This window comes from Paraconexibacter sp., assembly GCF_059438195.1.
On record NZ_JBLKKY010000006.1, the window covers coordinates 36673 to 55655 of the forward strand.

General features: G+C 72.6%; 15 protein-coding genes, 1 other RNA gene and 1 pseudogene. 3 read left to right on the forward strand and 14 right to left on the reverse strand.

Going from position 1 to position 18983, the window contains the following annotated elements:
- Window positions 1-2: 2 nt before the first annotated feature.
- The 4 genes from ACME2J_RS03515 to ssrA all read right to left on the reverse strand — a co-directional run bounded on the left by ACME2J_RS03515 (window position 3) and on the right by ssrA (window position 3529).
- Window positions 3-818, reverse strand: a complete 816-nt coding sequence (locus tag ACME2J_RS03515; RefSeq protein WP_495543486.1) for an MlaE family ABC transporter permease — start codon at window positions 816-818, stop codon at window positions 3-5.
- Window positions 819-822: 4 nt separating this feature from the next.
- Window positions 823-1671, reverse strand: coding sequence for an MlaE family ABC transporter permease (locus ACME2J_RS03520; protein ID WP_495543487.1), 849 nt, complete (start codon window positions 1669-1671; stop codon window positions 823-825).
- 1 nt (window position 1672) lies between these two features.
- Window positions 1673-2995, reverse strand: a complete 1323-nt coding sequence (locus ACME2J_RS03525; RefSeq protein WP_495543488.1) for an ABC transporter ATP-binding protein — start codon at window positions 2993-2995, stop codon at window positions 1673-1675.
- 168 nt (window positions 2996-3163) lie between these two features.
- Window positions 3164-3529: a transfer-messenger RNA gene (gene ssrA / locus ACME2J_RS03530) on the reverse strand.
- 223 nt (window positions 3530-3752) lie between these two features.
- On the opposite strand from ssrA, the gene ACME2J_RS03535 reads away from it, so the two are divergent.
- The 3 genes from ACME2J_RS03535 (at window position 3753) to ACME2J_RS03545 (ending at window position 7820) form a co-directional block, all read left to right on the forward strand.
- Window positions 3753-5009, forward strand: a complete 1257-nt coding sequence (locus tag ACME2J_RS03535; protein WP_495543489.1) for a copper amine oxidase — start codon at window positions 3753-3755, stop codon at window positions 5007-5009.
- Window positions 5010-5127: 118 nt separating this feature from the next.
- On the forward strand, window positions 5128-6927 hold the full coding sequence (locus tag ACME2J_RS03540; protein WP_495543490.1) for a M3 family oligoendopeptidase: 1800 nt from the start codon (window positions 5128-5130) through the stop codon (window positions 6925-6927).
- On the forward strand, window positions 6924-7820 hold the full coding sequence (locus ACME2J_RS03545; RefSeq protein ID WP_495543491.1) for a site-2 protease family protein: 897 nt from the start codon (window positions 6924-6926) through the stop codon (window positions 7818-7820). The genes ACME2J_RS03540 and ACME2J_RS03545 overlap by 4 nt, the downstream gene beginning before the upstream one ends.
- 83 nt (window positions 7821-7903) lie before the next feature.
- Here ACME2J_RS03545 and smpB read toward each other — a convergent pair whose 3' ends face one another.
- The 10 genes and pseudogenes from smpB to ACME2J_RS03595 all read right to left on the reverse strand — a co-directional run bounded on the left by smpB (window position 7904) and on the right by ACME2J_RS03595 (window position 18983).
- The gene (smpB, locus tag ACME2J_RS03550; RefSeq protein WP_495543492.1) at window positions 7904-8389 is read right to left on the reverse strand and encodes an SsrA-binding protein SmpB; all 486 of its coding nucleotides are present in this window, start codon (window positions 8387-8389) and stop codon (window positions 7904-7906) included.
- A gap of 10 nt (window positions 8390-8399) precedes the next feature.
- Window positions 8400-10232 (reverse strand): ribonuclease R family protein, encoded by a 1833-nt coding sequence (locus ACME2J_RS03555; RefSeq protein ID WP_495543493.1) that lies wholly within the window; start codon window positions 10230-10232, stop codon window positions 8400-8402.
- Window positions 10232-11431, reverse strand: coding sequence for a S41 family peptidase (locus tag ACME2J_RS03560; protein ID WP_495543494.1), 1200 nt, complete (start codon window positions 11429-11431; stop codon window positions 10232-10234). Before ACME2J_RS03560 ends, ACME2J_RS03555 begins: the two co-directional genes overlap by 1 nt.
- A gap of 47 nt (window positions 11432-11478) precedes the next feature.
- Window positions 11479-12375: a cell division protein FtsX gene (locus ACME2J_RS03565; protein ID WP_495543495.1), complete on the reverse strand. Its 897-nt coding sequence runs from the start codon at window positions 12373-12375 to the stop codon at window positions 11479-11481.
- A gap of 163 nt (window positions 12376-12538) precedes the next feature.
- Window positions 12539-13285 (reverse strand): annotated as a pseudogene (gene ftsE / locus ACME2J_RS03570) (cell division ATP-binding protein FtsE); the annotation flags it as partial.
- A 74-nt stretch (window positions 13286-13359) separates the two neighbouring features.
- Window positions 13360-15333: a hypothetical protein gene (locus ACME2J_RS03575; RefSeq protein WP_495543496.1), complete on the reverse strand. Its 1974-nt coding sequence runs from the start codon at window positions 15331-15333 to the stop codon at window positions 13360-13362.
- Entirely contained in the window at window positions 15321-16340 is a 1020-nt protein-coding gene (locus ACME2J_RS03580; RefSeq protein ID WP_495543497.1) for a glycosyltransferase family 2 protein, read from the reverse strand. Before ACME2J_RS03580 ends, ACME2J_RS03575 begins: the two co-directional genes overlap by 13 nt.
- Window positions 16337-17410: a glycosyltransferase family 4 protein gene (locus ACME2J_RS03585; protein ID WP_495543498.1), complete on the reverse strand. Its 1074-nt coding sequence runs from the start codon at window positions 17408-17410 to the stop codon at window positions 16337-16339. The genes ACME2J_RS03580 and ACME2J_RS03585 overlap by 4 nt, the downstream gene beginning before the upstream one ends.
- A 14-nt stretch (window positions 17411-17424) precedes the next feature.
- Entirely contained in the window at window positions 17425-18231 is an 807-nt protein-coding gene (locus ACME2J_RS03590) for a glycosyltransferase family 2 protein (protein WP_495543499.1), read from the reverse strand.
- Complete coding sequence (locus ACME2J_RS03595; protein ID WP_495543500.1) at window positions 18231-18983, reverse strand: class I SAM-dependent methyltransferase; 753 nt, start codon at window positions 18981-18983, stop codon at window positions 18231-18233. Before ACME2J_RS03595 ends, ACME2J_RS03590 begins: the two co-directional genes overlap by 1 nt.

Sequence of the window (18983 nt, forward strand, 5' to 3'; positions counted from 1 at the left end):
TCTCAGCCCCCGATGGGGAATCGCGCCCCCTGGCCGAAGAACACGGCGGACCACAGCGCCCCGATGAAGTGGATCCAGATGAGGTTGACGATCATCGACCGGGCGACGGCGTTGCCGACCCCGACCGGACCGCCGGCGGCTCTGTAGCCGTAGAACATCCCCACGAGCGCGATGCCGACCGCCATCGACATCGCCTTGATGAGGGAGTTGAGGTTGTCGACGAGGTCCTGACTCGCCCAGTAGCCCTCGAAGTACCTCGCGGGCGTGAGCTCCCCGATCTGCACGACCGCGGTGAGGTAGCCGCCGAGGAGTCCCGCGAGGATCGCGACGACGTAGACGAGCGGGACGAAGATGATGACGGCGATGAGCCGCGTGCCGACGACGTGACGCATCGGGTCGATGCCGACGGACTCGAGCGCGTCGATCTCGTCGCTGATCCGCATCGAGCCGATCTCCGCGACGAGGCCGCAGCCGACCTTCGCCGCGAACGCGTAGCCGAAGACGGCCGGGAAGAGCTCGTTGATGCCGCACGGCACCTCGAAGAAGCCGGTGTAGTCGGTGCCTCCGAGCGGGCGCGTGAGGTAGACGAAGTAGAGCGCGCACTCCGCCCCGATGATGAGGTCGAGGAAGAGGATGACGAGCGTCGAGCCGAGGATGAGCAGCGAGCACTGCCGCAGGATCTCGGCGAAGTAGCGCAGCGACCCGGGGGCGTAGCCGATCGCCCGGACCGAGAAGAGCGCCATCTCGCCTGCCTCGGAGACGGCCGAGCGGACGGCTCGCGTCGCCCGTGCCGTCACGCTCTCCTGCGGCGTCGCCATCCCGTCACCTCAGCGTCTGGGCGTCGGGGAACAGGGCGAGGTACGTCGAGTTGAACGCGTAGTTGAGGACCCACGCGAGGACGAACGAGATGACGACGGCCTGGTTGACCGCCCGGCCGACGCCCATCGGCCCGCCGGAGGCGTGCATGCCCTTGTAGCAGCAGACGACGCCGACGATGAGCCCCACGATCGTCGTCTTCGCGAGGAACATGAAGATGTCGACGGGCGTGAAGCTGTAGGCCCCCGCCTCGACGTACGCCCCCGCCTCACCCCCGAACTGCAGGTAGGCGAGCATGATCCCGTAGAACTCGGTGACGATCACGACGATGCCCATCGCGGGCATGAGCACCGTGATCGCGAGGACGCGCGGCACGACGAGGCGGCGGACGACGTCGACGCCCATGACGTCGAGCGCGGCGATCTCGTCGCGCACCTTGCGCGCGCCGAGATCGGCGGTGATCGCCGTCCCGACGACGCCCGCGACGACCATCGCCGTGATCCACACTGCCTGCTCCCGGATCGTCGCCGAGCCGACGATGCCGCCGACGCGCGAGATGTCGCCGAGCCGCTCGACGATGCTCGTCCCCTGGATGCCGGGGGCGCCGTATCCGAAGGCGAAGGCCGAGGCGGCCGCCGGGATCGACGCGCGCTTGAAGAGCGTCCACGCCTGGTCGACGAACTCGCCGCGCCAGCTGAACGGCGGCGTGACGATCGAGACGAGGGTGCGACCGGTGAGGACGAGGATCGCCCACACCCCGTAGGCCCCGGTGATGGCGCCGGACTCCTCCTCGGGAAGGGCGACGGCGTCCGCGCGCCCTTCGCGGGGTCGGGCGGTGACTGGTGCGCCGGCCACGTCACTCCATCCCCAGCGGGCCTGCGGACTCACCGCCGAGGAACTGGCGGACGAACGGGTTCTCGGACTCGAACATGCTGCGCGCGTCGCCCGACTCGACGATGCGTCCCTTCCACAGGACGGCGATGTAGTCGCCGAGGCGCCGCGCGGAGGCGATGTCGTGCGTGATGACGATGTACGTGCCGCCGTGCTCGCTGTGGACCTTGCGGATGACGTCGCAGAGAAGGGCGGTCCGCACCGGGTCGAGGCCGGAGTCCGGCTCGTCGAACATGACGATGTCCGGATCGAGGACGAGGGCGCGGGCGAACCCGGCGCGCTTGCGCATCCCGCCCGACAGCTCGCTCGGCATGCGCTCGACGGCCGCCGCGAGGCCGACCTCCTCGAGCCGCTGCATGACCGTCTCGCGGATCTCCTCCTCGCTCTGGTTCGTCTGCTCGCGCAGCGGGAAGGCGACGTTGTCGTAGAGGTTCATGGAGCCGAAGAGGGCGCCGTCCTGGAAGAGGACGCCGAAGCCGCGCCGCATCTCGAAGAGCTCGGACCGCCGGCGGCCCGGGACCGAGCGGCCGTGCACGATGACGTCGCCGGCGTCCGGGAACATCAGCCCGGTGACGTGCTTGAGGAGCACGCTCTTGCCGGTGCCGGACGGACCGAGGATGACCGTGATGAGCCCCTCGGGGACGCCGAGGTCGAGGCCGTTGAGGACGCGGTTGCGGCCGAAGGCCTTGTGGACGTCGATGCACTCGACGGACCAGAAGTCCCCGGGCTCGGGCTCCTCGACGGCGACGGCTCCGGAGAAGTGCTCGTACTCCGACGCCTGCTCGAGGAGCTCGCGCTGCTCGGCGTCGCCCGCGTGCGCCGTCCGCTCCGGCTCGACGGGCATGGCTTCCGGAGGCACCGCCCGGTCGCCGTCGCCGGGAGACGTCGCGTCGTCGTAGATCGTCGTGATGACCGGGACGACGCGCAGGAACTTGCGGACCCGCCCCTCGAACTGGAGGTCCCCGGCCGCGAGGGCCGAGTAGAGGTCGCGTCCCTCGAAGACCTCCCGCCAGGCGGCGGACGGGCCGCTGATGCGCGACTCCGCGTCGGCGACGTCCTCGTCGAGCACCTCGACGGGCTCGCGGTCGAAGACGGCGGTGATCGTCCGCTCGAGGTCGGTCACCTCGAGCGTCGCCACCGTCCCCGCGCGCGCGAGCCGGTGCGACATGGACCGGTCCTCGGCGGCCGCGCGGAGCGCGTCGGCGAGCGCGTCGAGCATCTCGCCGACCTCGGGGTCCGGCGCCGGCGGGGCCTGGGGGCCTCTCTCGCTCTCTCCGTGCGGTGACACGACTCGGGCGAGCGTCCCAACGTCGCCCCTCCGCCGTTCCATCGCCGGGACACAAGTGCGTTGGCGTGCGCAGACAATGCGGCGCGGCAGCGCTCGCGCCGGCGCCGCCGGGCGGGACGCCGCTCCGGCCCCGGAACGGCGAGAGCCCCGCTTGCGCGGGGCCCTCGGGAGTGGAGACGGTGGGAATCGAACCCACGTCCGCGATCGCGTGCAGATGGCGTCTACGAGCGTAGCCAGCGTTCTGATCTCGTCCCGGGGTCGCCTCGCTGGCAGGGTCTCCCGGGACCAGCTCCCTGAAGATGTCCCTGGTTCGGCGGGAGCGAACCTCCCCAGGTGAGCCGGCATCTGATTCCGGCGATCCCCGCGGCCGGCTGGCGGGGGCCAGAACCTCACGGCTTAGCTATTGACTAAGCGGCGAGGGCGTACTCGTGAGAGTCCGCACGTATTGGTTGTTCCGGGGTTTTACGAGGCCATCCGGAACCTCGGCTCGCAACCATCCGAACGGAGTCGACCACGTCGAAGCCTGTCGTCCCCGTGGATGTCGTGCTCCGACATTGTAGCGCTCGGCACGGGTCTCTCCAAGCGGTCGGCTTGGAGCGGGACCGCGCCAAGGTGGCGCCGAAACACGGCTCTGAGGGGGTTTCCCGGTCCCGCGAATGATCCGCGCCCGAGCCCCGCCCCGAATGCCCCCACAAGCGTCGCCCACCGGGTGGACGCGGGAGACCACCTACTGACACCAATGGAGGACGCACGCGTTATGCGCAAGCTGTTCCTGATGCTCTTCGCGAGTCTTTTCATCGCGACGGGCCTCGTCGTCGCCGGTTGCGGCGATGACGACGACGACTCGCCGGACACCGCCGAGGCCACGCCCGCCGCAGACGACTCGGGCGCTGCCGAGGGCAGCCCCACGGAGACCGGCGCCGCCGAGCTCCGGGCGACCCTGACGGCCGGACTCACCGAGCACGTCTACCTCGCCTCGATCGCGATCGGCCAGGGCCTCGGCAACGGGCTCGACTCGCCGCAGTTCGAGGCCGCCGCCGGCACCCTCGACAAGAACTCCGTCGCTCTCTCCGAGGCGATCGGCTCCGTCTACGGTGACGAGGCGGGCGAGGCCTTCCTGCCGCTGTGGCGCAACCACATCGGCTTCTTCGTCGACTACGCCGCCGCCAAGGCCGGCGAGGACGACGCCGCCGCCAAGGAGGCCCTCGAGAAGCTCGACGGCTACCGCACGGACTTCGGCGCGTTCCTCGAGGGCGCGAACCCGAACCTCCCGGCCGAGACCGTCGCCGAGGAGCTCAAGCCGCACGTCGATTCGGTCGCCGCGGTCATCCGCGCCGCCGCCGTCGGCTCGCCCGACACGTACACCCGCATCCTCGAGGCCGCGGGTCACATGCCGATGACGGCCGCGGTCCTCGCGGGCGGCATCGTCCAGCAGTTCCCGGACCGCTTCAGCGGCTCGGCGGACGCCGGCGCCTCCGAGCTCCGCGCGCTCCTCACGAAGCAGCTCATGGACCACGAGTACCTCGCGGGCATCGCGGTCGCGACCGGCGTCGACGCCGGCCTCGACTCGAAGGCCTTCGAGGGCGCCGCTGCTGCCCTCGACGAGAACTCGGTCGCGCTGAGCGAGTCGATCGGCTCGGTCTACGGCGACGAGGCCGCCGAGGCGTTCCTCCCGCTGTGGCGCAACCACATCGGCTTCTTCGTCGACTACACGAAGGCGAAGGCCTCCGGTGACGACGCGGCCGCCGAGGAGGCTCGTACGAAGCTCGACGGCTACCGGACGGACTTCGGCGCGTTCCTCGAGGGCGCGAACCCGAACCTCCCGGCCGACGCGGTCGCCGAGGCGCTCAAGCCGCACGTCGACGGCACGTTCGCCGCGATCGACGCGGTGGTCGCCGGCGAGGAGAACGCCTTCGACCTCCTCCAGGAGGCCGCGGGCCACATGCCGATGCTCGCCAACACCCTCGCGGGCGGCATCGCGGCGCAGTTCCCCGACATGTTCCCCGCCTCCTAGGCACAGGGAGCACAGCAGCACCGACGCACGAGGGGCGGGCCGAGAGGCCCGCCCCTCCGTCGTTCGGCGACACCGCCGCGCGACCGGTGCGCCAGGCGGGTCACGTAGCCTTGACGCCATGAGCACGACCTCACCCGACGACGTCGCCTGGGACCTCGAGCACCTCGTGGACGGGAACGGCCCCGCCGGGGTCGACCGCCTCCTCGACGAGGCCGCGGAGAAGGCGACGGCCTTCGCCGCGGCCCACGCCGGCAAGGTGGCCGAGATCGACGGCCCCGGACTCGCCGCGGCGATGACCGAGCTCGCCGACATCCACGACAAGGTGTCCCGGGCCGGGTCCTACGCCTCCCTGCGCTTCAGCGCCGACACCCAGTCGCCCGAGAACGGCGCGCTCATGCAGCGGGTCCAGGAGCGCGCGACGCACATCGAGACGACGCTCCTCTTCTTCGACCTCGAGTGGGCGGCTCTCGACGACGCGCGCGCCGAGGAGCTCCTGCAGGCCGACGGGCTCGACACCTGCCGCCACCACCTCCGCACCGCCCGCCGGTACCGCCCGCACCTGCTCAGCGAGCCGGAGGAGAAGCTCCTCGCCGAGAAGGCGGTCACGGGCCGCGACGCGTGGGTGCGTCTCTTCAGCGAGCTCACGAGCGCGATCGAGGTCGATCTGCCGGACGTCGACGAGCCCGTCGCCCTCGACGTCGCCCTCAGCCGCCTGCAGTCCGGGGACCGCGACGTCCGGCGGACGGCGGCCGAGGCGGTCACCTCGTCGCTGCGCCCCGGGCTGCGGACGCGCGCCTACCTCTTCAACACGCTCCTGCACGACAAGGCGGTCGACGACCGTCTGCGCAGCTACCCGACGTGGATCAGCTCGCGCAACCTCGCCAACGAGGCGAGCGACGAGAGCGTCGAGGCCCTCGTCTCGGCGGTGAAGGACGCCTACGAGATCCCGCGGCGCTGGTACCGCCTCAAGGCGCGCCTCCTGGGCCTCGACCGCATCGCCGACTACGACCGGGCCGCCGCGGTGACGGGCGACGAGCCCGAGGTCGGCTGGGCCGACGCGCGCGACCTCGTCCTCGGCTCCTTCGACGACTTCTCGCCCGTCCTCGGGGACACCGCGCGGCGGTTCTTCGACGAGAGCTGGATCGACGCGCCGGTCCGGCCGGGCAAGCGCGGCGGGGCGTTCTGCGCCTACACGACGCCGTCGGTGCACCCCTACCTCCTCCTCAACTACACGTCGCAGCGTCGCGACGTCCTCACGCTCGCACACGAGCTCGGCCACGGGCTCCACGCCGCGCTCGCCGTCGACCGCGGCATCTTCGAGCAGCACACCCCGCTCACGGTCTGCGAGACGGCGTCGGTGTTCGGCGAGACGCTCGTCTTCCGGCGCCTCCTCGGCGAGGCGGACACCGCGGAGTCGCGCCTCTCGCTCCTCGCCTCCAACCTCGAGGACGCGATCGCGACGGTCTTCCGGCAGGTCGCGATGAACCAGTTCGAGCACGCGGTGCACAGCGCCCGGCGCGAGGAGGGCGAGCTGTCGGCGGACCGCTTCGGCGAGCTGTGGATCGCCACGCAGCACGAGCTGCTCGGCGATGCCGTCGAGCTCACCGACGACTACGCGCTGTGGTGGTCCTACATCCCGCACTTCATCGGGAGCCCCGGCTACGTCTACGCCTACGCCTACGGCCAGCTCCTCGCGCTCTCCGTCTACCAGCGCTACCTCGACGAGGGCGAGTCCTTCGTCCCGTCCTACATCGACATGCTCGCGGCCGGCGGGTCCCGCGCGCCCGAGGACCTCGGCCGCATCGCCGGCCTCGACCTCGAGGATCCCGGCTTCTGGGGCGCCGGCCTCGATCTCGTGAAGGCGCGTCTCGGGGAGGCGGAGGCGGCGGCCGAGGAGGTCCTCGCCACCCGCGGATGAGCACGACGCCCTCCCCCACCCCGCCCGGCGGCTGGCTGCCGCCGGTCGCCGGCTCCGCGAGCCCGACCGAGACGCCGGAGCCGGCCGTCCCGCCGACCCCGCTCGGCGGCTCCGAGGAGTCGGGGCGCGAGCGCGCCCGCCGGCTCCTCGGCCCGCTCTTCGTCGCCGCCGCGTTCCTCCTCAAGTTCGGGAAGGGCCTCGTCGTCCTGCTCAAGGGCGCGAAGTTCCTCACGACGTCGGCGTCGATGCTCGTCTCGATCGGCGCCTACTCGCTCATCTGGGGCTGGACGTTCGCCGTCGGGCTCGTCGCGCTCCTCCTCGTGCACGAGACGGGACACGCCCTCCAGCTCCGGCGCGAGGGGCTGCGCACCTCGCCGATCGTCTTCCTGCCGTTCCTCGGGGCGGTCATCGCGATGAAGGACATGCCGCGCGACGCCGCGGTCGAGGCCCGCGTCGGCCTCGCCGGCCCGGTGCTCGGGTCGGTCGGCGCGGCCGCCTGCCTCGTCCCCTTCGCGCTCACGGGCGACGAGTACTGGCAGGCGCTCGCCTTCGTCGGCTTCTTCCTCAACCTCTTCAACCTCGCTCCGGTGACGCCGCTCGACGGCGGTCGGGCGATGGCGGCGCTCGCGCCGTGGATGTGGTTCGCAGGCCTCGGGCTCGTCGTCCTCATGGTCTTCGCCTTCCCGAGCCCGGTGCTCATCCTCATCGCGCTCATCGGCGGCTTCGACGTCTATCGCCGCTGGAAGGCCCGCGACGCCGAGGGCGGCCGCGAGTACTACCGCGTCCCGCGCGCGGTCCGCGCGAGGGTCGCCGCGGTCTACCTCGTCCTGCTCGTGGGCCTCGCGGTCGGCATGGACGCGACGTTCCTCGAGCGCGACTTCGACGACGTCTGACGCCCCGGGGACGCCCGGGGGACGCCGAACCGGATTCCTGGGGTGCCATGGCACCCCAGGAATCCGGTTCGGCGGGTGCGGGGTCAGCCGAAGCCGGCGTCGCGCATCGCGCGCTCGGTGTCGCGCTTCTGGTCGCGGGCCTTGATCGTCTCGCGCTTGTCGAAGCGGTCCTTGCCGCGGGCGAGCGCGATCTCGACCTTCACGCGCGGGCCCTTGAAGTAGATGCGGGTCGGGACGACCGTCAGGCCCTTCTGGTTGATCTGGCCGACGAGGCGGTCGATCTCGCGGCGGTGCGCGAGGAGGCGCCGCGGGCGCTCCGGGTCGTGGTTCTCCCGCGCGGCGGGACCGTAGGGCGGGATGTGGACGTTGTGGAGCCACAGCTGCCCGTCGTCGAGCCGCACGAAGCCGTCCTTGAGCTGCGCGTTGCCCGTGCGCAGGGACTTCACCTCGGTTCCCTCCAGCTCGATCCCGCACTCGAGCTTGTCGAGCAGCTCGAAGCGGAACCGCGCCTGGCGGTTCGTCGCGATGTCCCCGGACGTCTTCATCGCCTTGTGACGGGCCTTCGCCATCGCAGCCAGACTACGCGAGGTCGAGGTCGACGCGCCCTCGCGCCGTGTCGATCCGCTTCACGAAGACGCGGACGGGGTCGCCGAGCCGGAGCGCGCCCTCCCTGCCCCGCAGGACCGTCCCCTCCTCGCTGAGCTCGTACCAGTCGTCGCGGAGCCGGCGGACGGCGAGCATCCCCTCGAAGTCGTCGCCGAAGGAGACGAACGCCCCCGCCTCGATGAGGCCGACGATCTCGCCCTCGAACTCCCTCGTCCCGCGGTCCTCGAAGATGCGGCGCTCGAGGAGGAACGCGCGCGCGACGTCGTCGGCGGCCCTCTCGATCGAGGCGGCGTCGCGCTCCCGTGCCGACGTCCAGGCCCCGAGCTCGTCGAGCGCGTGCCGCCGTGGCGGCTCCTCGCCCGCGCCGAGCGAGCCGAGGAGCGCGCGATGGCACACGATGTCGGGCGCGCGGCGGATCGGCGAGGTGAAGTGGCAGTAGTGCTCCGACCCGAGCCCCGCGTGGCCGAGCGGCTCCGGCGAGTAGTGCGCCTGCTGCAGCGCACGCAGCACGAGCGAGGTGAGGCCGCGGCGCCCGTGACCCGTCCGCCGGACGTGCGCGTCGACGAGCCGCGAGGCGTCGGCGACGACGTCGGCCGCCTGCGTGGCCGTCATGCGCGGGGGCATCGGGGGCGTCGGGACGTCGAGCGAGTCGAGCTGCTCGAGCAGGCGCTGCACCGACGGCGGCTCGGGCGGCTCGTGGACGCGGTAGAGCGTCGGGACGCGCCGCTCGACGAGCAGCGTCGCCACCTGCTCGTTCGCCGCGATCATGAGGTGCTCGATGAGGCGGTGCGCCTCGGTCGCCTCCGTCGGGCGCACCGACGCGACGTGGCCCGAGGACTCGAAGGTGAACTCCGGCTCCTCGCTCTCCACCGTCAGCGCGCGGCCGCGTCGCAGCCGGCGCTCGTCGAGCGCCGCCGCGACCCGGCGGGCGAGGTCGAGGGGCGTCGCCCACGGCTCCTCGGCCCGCTCGGCGCCCTCGAGGATGCGGTCGACGCGGTCGTAGTCGAGGCGCGCATCGGAGCGCACGCGCGAGCGGTGGAACGCGGCGCGCACGACGTCGTGGCCGTCGAAGTCCATCTCCACGCTCACCGCGAGCCTGTCGGCGCCGGGGACGAGCGAGCAGGCCTCGTTCGAGAGCGCCGGGGGGATCATCGGCTCGACCGCCCCCGGGACGTAGACGCTCGTCCCCCGCTCGAAGGCGACGCGGTCGAGCGCGGTCGCCGGGCGGATGAACGCCGTGACGTCCGCGATGTGGACCCATACGCGGATGCGCCCGCCGTCGAGCTGCTCGGCGCTGACCGCGTCGTCGAAGTCCTTGGCGGTGACCGGGTCGATCGTGAACGTCGGAAGGCCGGTGAGGTCGACGCGGTGCCCGCCCGCCGGGTCGGCTCCCGCCTGGAGGACCTCGTCGCGCGCCTCCTCCGCCGCGCGCGCGACGCCCGCCGGGAACCGGCGCGCGAGCCCCCGGTGGAGCATGAGGGCCTCGATGACGTCCCGGGCGTTCGCCGGGTCGCCGAGGACGCGCTCGATGCGCGCATGCCCGCCGCGCGCGGCGGCGCGCGTGCGCACGAGGACGATCCGGCCGGGACGGGCGTCCCGGTGCTTGCCGACCGTCATCCGCGGCCCGGGCTCGAAGAGCGGCCCGACCTGGAGCAGCCTGCCGGCGCGCTCGACGACGCCGACGACGTGGGTGCGCGGCGCCGGACCGTCGTCGTCGCGGCCGGCCCGTCCCCGGCCCGCGCCGCCGTCGCGGCCGCGCGGCGCCGGGGTCCGCCGCGGGCGGCCGTGACGACCTCGTCCCGCCATCAGGTCCGCTCGCGCAGCTCCTGCAGCGCGGCGTCGAGCGCCTCGTCCTCGTCCTCGGTCTCGGGATCGTCGCTCGCCTTCACGTCGGGCTCGATGCCCTTCCCCTGCTCCGTGCCGCGGCCCCCGAGGTTGCGGCCCGCGGGCGTGAAGTACTGGCCCGCCGTGATGTCGAGCGCCCCGCCGTTGGAGAGCTCGAGGACCTCCTGGAAGACGCCCTTCCCGAACGTGCTCTCGCCGACGACGATCGCGCGGTCGCGGTCCTGGAGCGCGCCCGCGACGATCTCCGACGCCGACGCCGTGTCCTCGTTGACGAGGACGACGACCTCCTCCTCCGGCAGGACCGGGTTGCCCGTCGCGGTGATCCGCCGGGTCGGCACCGACCGGCCGCGCGTCGTCACGACGACGCCGTCGCGCAGGAACGCGCTCGCGACGAGGCGCGCCTCGCTCACGAGGCCGCCGCCGTTGCCGCGGAGATCGAAGACGAAGCCCTTCGCCCCCTTCTCCTCGAGCTCGCGCAGCGCGGCGTAGACCTCGGCGTGGGCGCCGCTCGAGAACTGCGCGAGCGACACGACGCCGAGCTTCTCGCCGTCGACCGTCCGCATCTCCGACTCGACGACGGGCACCTGGACGTTCGCGCGCTCGATGACGACGTCGCGGCGCTTCGCGTCCCGGCTGATGGTGAGCGTCACGTCCGTGCCCGCCGGGCCCTTGATGCGGTCCGTCGACCGCTGCTGATCGACGCCCTCGAGCGACGTGCCGTTCACCGCGACGATGACGTCCCCGGTGTCGAGCCCGGCGCGCTGCGCCGGCGTCCCTTCGTACACGCCGACGATCCGCAGCCCGACGGGATGCTCGGTGACGGTGACGCCGATGCCCGTGAACTGGCTGTTCTGCGCCTGGAGGACCTCGGTGTACTCCTCCGGGTCGAAGTACGCGCTGAAGCGGTCGTCGAGCGACTCGACCGCTCCCTCGATCGCCGCGTTCGCGAGCTCCTCGGCCGGCACGGACCGGTAGTAGCGGTCCTCGATCCGGTCGAGCGCCTCACGCACCACGCGGGTGTCCTCGTCGTCGACGAGCGCGTCGCGCACGCCGCCGGGCAGCCACTCGGGGTGGCCGCCCATCCAGATGCCGAGGGCGAGGACGACGAGGAACGCGGCGAGGAGCGCGCCGACGCGGCGCAGGAACGACGGTGTGACCACCCCCACAGGGTACGCGAGGGCGCCCGCCGGCCCGCGAGGACGGCGCCCTAGACGCGGAGGAAGCGGCGCAGCGAGAGACCGGACCCGAGCGCGCTCACGCCGACGCTCGCGCCGATGAGGAGCGCGGCGAGCACACCGAACCCGAGCGTCTCCGGCGTGCCGATGAGCGCGAAGTCCGACGCGAGCGGATCGACGACCGCGATCTTGCCGACGAGCAGGAAGAGGACGGCCATCCCGCCGCCGAGCCCGCCGAGGACGATCCCCTCGATGACGAACGGCCAGCGGATGAACGAGTCGGTCGCCCCCACGAGCTTCATCACCTCGACCTCGCGCCGGCGGCTGAAGAGCGACAGGCGGATCGTGTTGGAGATGAGGAGGATGCTCGCGAGGACGAGCAGGCCCGCCAGCAGCGCCATCGCCCACTTCACGGCGCTCGTGATCGTGAGGATCTTGTCCGTGTCCTCCTTGCGGTCACGGACCTCCTCGATCGCGGGATCGATCGAGGTCCGCGTCCCGCCCGCGGTGACGGGCGCCAGCGCGTCACGGAGCTTCGGCGCGTTCCCCGGCTCGTCCGGCGTCACGCGGAACGCGTCCGGCAGCGGGTTGCTGCCGAGCAGCTCGTAGGCCTCCGGGTTGCGCTTCTTCTCCCGGGCGAGCGCCTCCGCCTTCGAGACGAACTCGACCTTGCCGACGTGGTCGGTGTCCTGCGTGAGGACCTGGCGGACGCGCTCGACGTCCTTGTCCTTGACGTCCTTCTTGAGGTAGACATCGACGAGGACGCGGCCGCGGACCTCGTTCGCCGCCCCCGTCGTCGCCTGCATCATCGGGATGAAGACGCCGAGGACGAGCACGGTGACGAGGACGGAGGCGATCGCCGCCGCGCTCGGAACGGGGTTGCGCGAGACGGAGCGCATGGCCTCGCGGAAGAAGAAGGGGAGCTTCATGCGATGCGTGTGGGGGTCAGTCGCGGAACGCGGAGTCGAACTCGTCGCCGCCGGCCTCGGCCGCCTTCTCCAGCGCCTCGCGCTGGCGGGCGGTCAGCCGCTGGGGCGCAGGGGCCGGCTCGCCGCGCATGAGGGCGCCGAACTCGGCGGTCGTCTCCTCGCGCTGGCGGTAGCCGCCGGAGACCTCGTCACGGATGATGCGGCCGCGCTCGAGCTCGATGACGCGGCGCCGCATGCGGTCGACCATCGCGTGGTCGTGGGTCGCGACGACGACGGTCGTCCCCGTGCGGTTGATCCGGTAGAGGAGCTGCATGATCCCGATCGACGTCTCGGGGTCGAGGTTGCCCGTCGGCTCGTCGGCGAGGAGGAGCGGCGGGTGGTTGACGAACGCCCGGGCGACGCTCACGCGCTGCTGCTCGCCGCCGGAGAGGTGCTCGGGGAACGAGTGGAGCTTGAGCGAGAGGCCCGTGAGCCGGAGGATGTCCGGCACCTTCTCGCGGATCTCCTTGCGGGTGCCGCCCGTCACCTGGAGCGCGTAGGCGACGTTGTCGTACACGGTCCGGTTCGGGAGGAGCTTGAAGTCCTGGAAGACGATCCCGAGGTTGCGGCGGTAGAACGGGACCTGCTTGCGGCCGACGTCCGCGAGGTCGCGCCCGGCCACCCGGATCGTCCCGCTCGACGGCTCGTGCTCCTTGAAGAGCAGCCGCATGATCGTCGACTTGCCCGAGCCCGTGTGCCCGACGAGGAAGACGAACTCGCCGCGGCCGATGCTGAACGTCGCGTCCTCGAGACCGACGTCGCCGGAGGCGTAGGTCTTCGAGACTCCGCGGAAGTCGATGACCGCAGGGGCGCGGTCGCGGGGCGCGGCCGTCTCCTGGAGACGGGCATGGTGACGTTCGACGATGGCCATCGCCGGAGGAAGATTGCACAGGACGCCTCCCTTCGACGCCGGTGAAAGGGCGTTTGCAACGCGTCTCCCGGTTCTCAGGGCAGCAGGTGCCGCGTCCCGAACAGCCGCACGAGCTCACCCGGCGGCCGCGGCATCGAGAAGTCGACCGGCGACCGCGGGTCGGTGAGCGTCGTCGCGAGCGGGCCGTCGCCGGCGAGCGTCGCCGTGTAGCGGGTCCAGCCCTCGCCGAGGTCGCGACGGGCCCACCGCGCATCCCTCGCCGACCACGGGCGGCCGTCCGGTCGCGCGCCGACGAGCAGCGGGGCGGCGCCGTCACGCGACCCGTCGCGCGCCGTCACGGTGAGCCGGCGCGGCGCGCGGTCGGCGACGTGGTCGCGCGGGATGCCGCTCGCGGCGATGACGGCTCCCCCGCCGGGGGAAGAGCGGACCGCGAGCCAGCCGACGTCGTCGCTCGGGTCGGCGCAGTCGGGGACGGGGAAGCCGCGCGGCGACCCGCAGCCGGCCGCGGACGGCTGGTGGGGCTTCACGTCGACGCGACGTCCGGTGCGGAGGTGGACGAGGTGGTCGAGCGTGTCGGCGCGCGAGTAGAGCCGCCCGAGCGACCAGTCGAGGTCGCGGTTGCTCACGTAGAGGGTCGACCCGTCGGCGACCCCGTCGAGGACGCCGCGGTCGAGCCCGTCCACGAGGAGCTCGCGCTGCTCGATCCCGGGACGCTCCACCGCGACGACGCGGAGGTTCGCGTACTGGGTCGCGAACGCCATGAGGAAGACGGCGAGGACGGTCACTCCGGTGAGCGCCGGGCTCATCGGCGCCGCGGGGCCCCAGCGCATCCACGCCGCCGCCGCGATCATCGCGAACCCGACGGTCCCGGAGAACGTCGCGAGGTGCCCGCCGCCGAGGGAGATGATCTGCTGGTGCTGCGCCCCGAGCGAGATGTAGAGGCCTGACAGCCCCATGAGGACGCCGCCGATCGCCGCGAGCGGGACCGGACCCCACGGGCGCGCGGCGGGACCGCCCGGGTGCGGGGTCGCCGGCCCGGGCGGCGCGGCGGAGGGGCCGGCGCCGGCGCGCTGGGCCCGGCGCGCCGCGAGCCGTCCGGCGGCGTCGCCGCCCGCCCGCACGGCGAGCCATGCGACGAGCGCCGCGAGGAGGGCGCGCCACCCGGCTCCGAGCAGCTCCGGGCGCGTCGCGTCGACGAGGAGGTCGTCGGTCCCGGCGAGCGCGTAGATACTCGGGAGGCCGGAGAGCGCCTGCCGCACGGCGGTGAGGACGACGTCGATCGGCTGCGCCGACGCCTCGTAGCCCTCGACGGCCGGAGCGCCGAGACGCAGGGCGAAGGAGAGCACCGTCATCGCCGCGCCCGCGGCGACGATCGGCACGGCGGGACGCCAGGAGCGCGTCCGCAGCGGGTCGTGGCCGAGGTGCAGGCACGCGAACGCGAGGACGAGCGGCGGGTTGGCCTCGTAGTTGAGGAGGAGCAGGACGACGAGCGCGAGCGTCGCCGCGTACCACCGCATCGCCCCTCCCCGCAGGAACCGCAGGTAGGCGCCGAGGCCGCCGACGAGGAGCAGGATGCTCACCTGCTGGGTGCCGTAGTAGCCGAGCGTCGGGTCGTGGGTGTGGCGGAACTGGAGCGACACGGCGATCGCGGCGATCGCGACGAGCAGGGTGCCGCGCGGCGGGCCGAAGGCACGCAGGAACGCGAGGAGCGCGAGGAAGGCGGCGAGCGAGGCGAGCGCGAGCCCCACCTTGTACGGGAGCCGCTCGGGGACGGTGAGCGCGTAGAGCGTCCCTCCGGCGACGCCGAGGACGTGGGGTCGTCCCGCGTCGAGCGTCGCGGCGATCTCGTCGGCGATGAACTCCCCGATCGGCACGCCCGAGAGCTCGCGCGCGTCCGCGAAGTCGATCGTGATGTGCGAGTCGTCCCCGCGCATGCCGCTCGCCGTGATCGGCAGGAGCACGCCGACGAGGAGGACGACCGCGAGAGCTCCCGGCAGCCAGCGCCCGGCCGGGGGCAGCCGCCGCGCGATGCGGCTCACTGCCTCCATGCGTCCCGGTCGAGCATCCGCGGAGCGAGCGCCCCGCGGACCGTCGCGACGGCGTAGACGACGAGCGTGATCCAGCACGCCGGCAGGTGGAAGAGCCACGCCGGGTCCGGGCGGCGCCGCGCGCCGCGGGCCATGTCGACGAGCAGGGGCACGACCGTGACCGTCGAGAGCGCGAAGCGCGCGATCCCGCGCATCTGCCGCCTGCGCAGCCACGGGTAGGTCCGCTCACCGGTCGAGCGGAAGAAGAAGTAGTCGTCGGCGCGCCGGCGGGTCTTGCGCACGTACTGGCGCACGCCGTCGCAGAAGTGGTGATGGACCTCCGCGTCGACGCGGGCGACCGTGCGGTGCCCCGCCCGGACGAGCTGGTCGACGAAGTCGAGATCGAAGTGGTACTCCCCGCCCTGCGGGACGAGGTCGAACGCCTCGCGACGGACGACGAAGCCGTTCGCCCCGAGCACCGGGACGCACTCCGGGTCGAGCGTGACCTTCTCCCACCCGGGCCGCGCCGCCGTCGTGTGCGGCAGGCCGGTCCACGTGCCGGTGATGAGCGAGTCGCGCGCGTAGTTGCCGGTGGAGAGCGTGAGGGGATCCGCGACGCCCGAGAGCGCGTGCCACCGGTCGATGAGGCGGTCGGAGCGCCCGTGGTGGAAGCGCGCGACCTCGGCGGCGATGACGTCGGGGTCCTCGAACGGCGCGGTCATCCGCCTCAGCCAGTCGCGACCGATGACGACGTTGTCCGAGTCCACCGAGCAGATGAGCTCGCCTCGGGAGGCGGCGATGCCCACGGCCTTGCCGGCCTCGCCGGTCCTCAGCGGGTTCTCGACGACGACGTCGACGCCGCTGCGGCGGGCGATGTCGAGCGTCGCGTCGGTCGACCCCGCGTCGGCGACGACGATCTCCAGCCTCTCGCGCGGCCAGTCCTGCTCGAGGAGCGCGGTGAGGCACTCGTCGAGGTAGCGCTCGGCGTTGAGCGTCGGGATGACGACCGAGACGAGCGGGCAGCTCATGCGACGAGCTCCATGAAGCTCTCGGCGGTGCGGTCCCAGGAGAGGCCCTTCGTCCTCTCCCACGCCTGCCGCCGCACGTCCTCGTAGGTGTCGCGGTCCTGCAGCAGCGACACGGCGCGCGCGCCGAGCGCGGCGGCGTCCCCGCGCGGGACGAGGAGCCGCGGATCGCCGACGGAGTCGCGGACGCCGGGGACGTCGTAGGCGATCGTCGGCGTCCCCATGGCCGCCGCCTCGGTGACCGTGAGGCCCCAGCCCTCCCGGTGCGACGTGAAGAGATGGAGGTCGGCGGCGCCCAGGAGCTCGGTCTTCCTCTCCTCGCTCACCCGGCCGTGGAAGACGACGCCCTCGATGCCCCGCTCGGCGACGAGGTCCTCGAGGCGCCTGCGGTAGGCGAGATCGCCCTCGCCGACGACGTCGAGCCGCGCGCACGGGACGTGCTCCCGCAGGTGGGCGAACGCGGCGATCCCCTCCTCGACGAACTTCGCGGGCGTGAGCCGGCCGACGATGACGACGCGACAGCCGTCGCCGCTCGCGCCGAGGTCGTCGAGCGGCGCCGTGTGGGTCGCCATCGGCACGACGCCGGCGACGGGGACGCCGAGGCGCTGCAGCTCGCTCTCCGTCGAGGCCGAGATCGTGAGCGTCGGCGTCCTGCGATAGAGGCGCGTCTGCCAGGGCTCGAGGAGGTAGCCGAGCGGCGCGGCGAGCCGGAAGAGCCCGCGCGTCTCGCGGAACCAGTAGCCGCGGGCGAACTGGCAGATGAACATGCGGCGCTGCGCGCGGCGGACGTAGAGCGGCGTGAGGAAGGGGATCGTGTTGATCTGGTCCACGACGCGGTCGAAGTCGCGCCGTCGCGAGCGCAGCCAGCGCCAGGCCTGCAGGTGGACGGTGTGCTGCTCGCCGCGGCGGATGACGGTGACCCCGTCGATCTCCTCCTGCGGCGCGCAGCCCGGAAAGGCCGCGGAGAACGCGGTCACCTCCCACCCGCGCTCGACGCAGCGGCGCAGGACCTCGTGCGTGAGCACCTCGGCGCCCCCGCTCTGCGGGTGCCCGACGTACCGCCAGGAGAGCATGAGGAGTCGCACCGTCAGGTGTCATCGGCCGCCACGGGCACGAGCCTGAGGCCCGCCGCCGACGCCCTCGCCCGCTCGACCGCCGCGAAGCGCCGGACGTAGTGGTGGCGCAGGTGCACGCGATAGGCGATCGCGAGCGTGTCGGTGAGCATCTGCGCGACGGCGTGCCAGGCGATCGTCGTGCGCGAGAAGCGGTGGTCGAGCCGGATCGGCACCTGCGCGATGCGGTTGAACCCGAAGTCCGCGGCGACCGCGATGAGCTCGAGGTCGAACGCGTAGCGCTTCACGAGCAGGAGCGGCCGGACGGTGTCGATCATCTCGCGGCGGAAGACCTTCGCGCCGACCTGGGTGTCCGGCACGTCGACGCGGAAGAGGAGTCGCACGAGGAGCTGGAAGCCCCACGAGTAGGCGCGGCGGATGAACGGGTAGCTCACCTGCGAGTCCGGGTGGCGCTTCGAGCCGATCGCCGCGTCGATCCCGCCCGCGTCGATCGTCCTCACCGCGTCGACGATCACCGATGGGGCGATGTCGAGGTCCGAGTCGAGCCAGCCGACGAGCCGGCCGCGGGCGGCCCGCATGCCGTGGAGGAGCGCATGCCCCTTGCCGGCGTTCTCCTCGTAGCCGAGCACCCGCACCCGCGGATCGTCGACCCGCCGCGCGGCGTCGGCGCTGCCGTCGGTCGACCCGTCGCAGACGACGATGAGCTCGAAGCTGTCCGACCACTCCGCGAGCTCCGAGACGATGACGCGGACGTTCGCCTCGATCCTGTCCGCGCCGTTGTAGACCGGGCAGATGAGCGAGAGGTCGGGCTCGCCGGCCATCACGCCTCCCCGTGCTCGGGCGCGGCGCCCCGGGTGGCGATGTAGATGACGTCGGGGGCGAGTCGCGGCGCGAACCGGGCGACCCAGCGGTCGAGGACGAACGGCCAGACCTGCGTCGCGCGGGCGCGCTCGAACCGGAAGCCGTGGAGGTCGAGGAGGTCGAGGACCGCCCCGTAGGTGAAGAGGCGGATGTGGCCCTCGGTCTTGTTGCCCTGCCCGAGCGCCCGCAGGCGGCGTCCGAGCTTCTTCCGCGACGAGTTCTCGACGAACATCGGCGAGATGCCGGCGAGGAGCAGCAGGCGGTTGACCCAGTAGGCGAGATTCGGCGTCGAGAGGATGAGGACGCCGTCGGGGCTGAGCACGCTCCGGATGTCCTCGATGACGGCGTCGGGGCTGAAGACGTGCTCGATGAGCTCGCCGCAGTAGACGACGTCGAAGGTCCTCCCGGCGAGCTTCTCGGCGAGGCTCTCGGTCGTGAGGTCGATCGACACGAAGTCGTCGATCTCCATCGCGTCCGGCTCGACGATGTCGCACCCGCAGTAGGTGTCCCCGGGCTCGAGCTCCTTCGCGAGGAGCGCACGGCGGCCGCAGCCGACGTCGAGCACGCGGACGGGGCGGCCGAGCGAGGCGCGGTGGCGGCGGTACTCGTCGGCGAAGATCGACAGACGCTCGTCCAGCTCGAGCTTCGCGGTCTCAACTCGGGCGTAGAAGTCGCCGACAGTTCTGGGAGGTGTCTGGAGCGGGCTGGACAA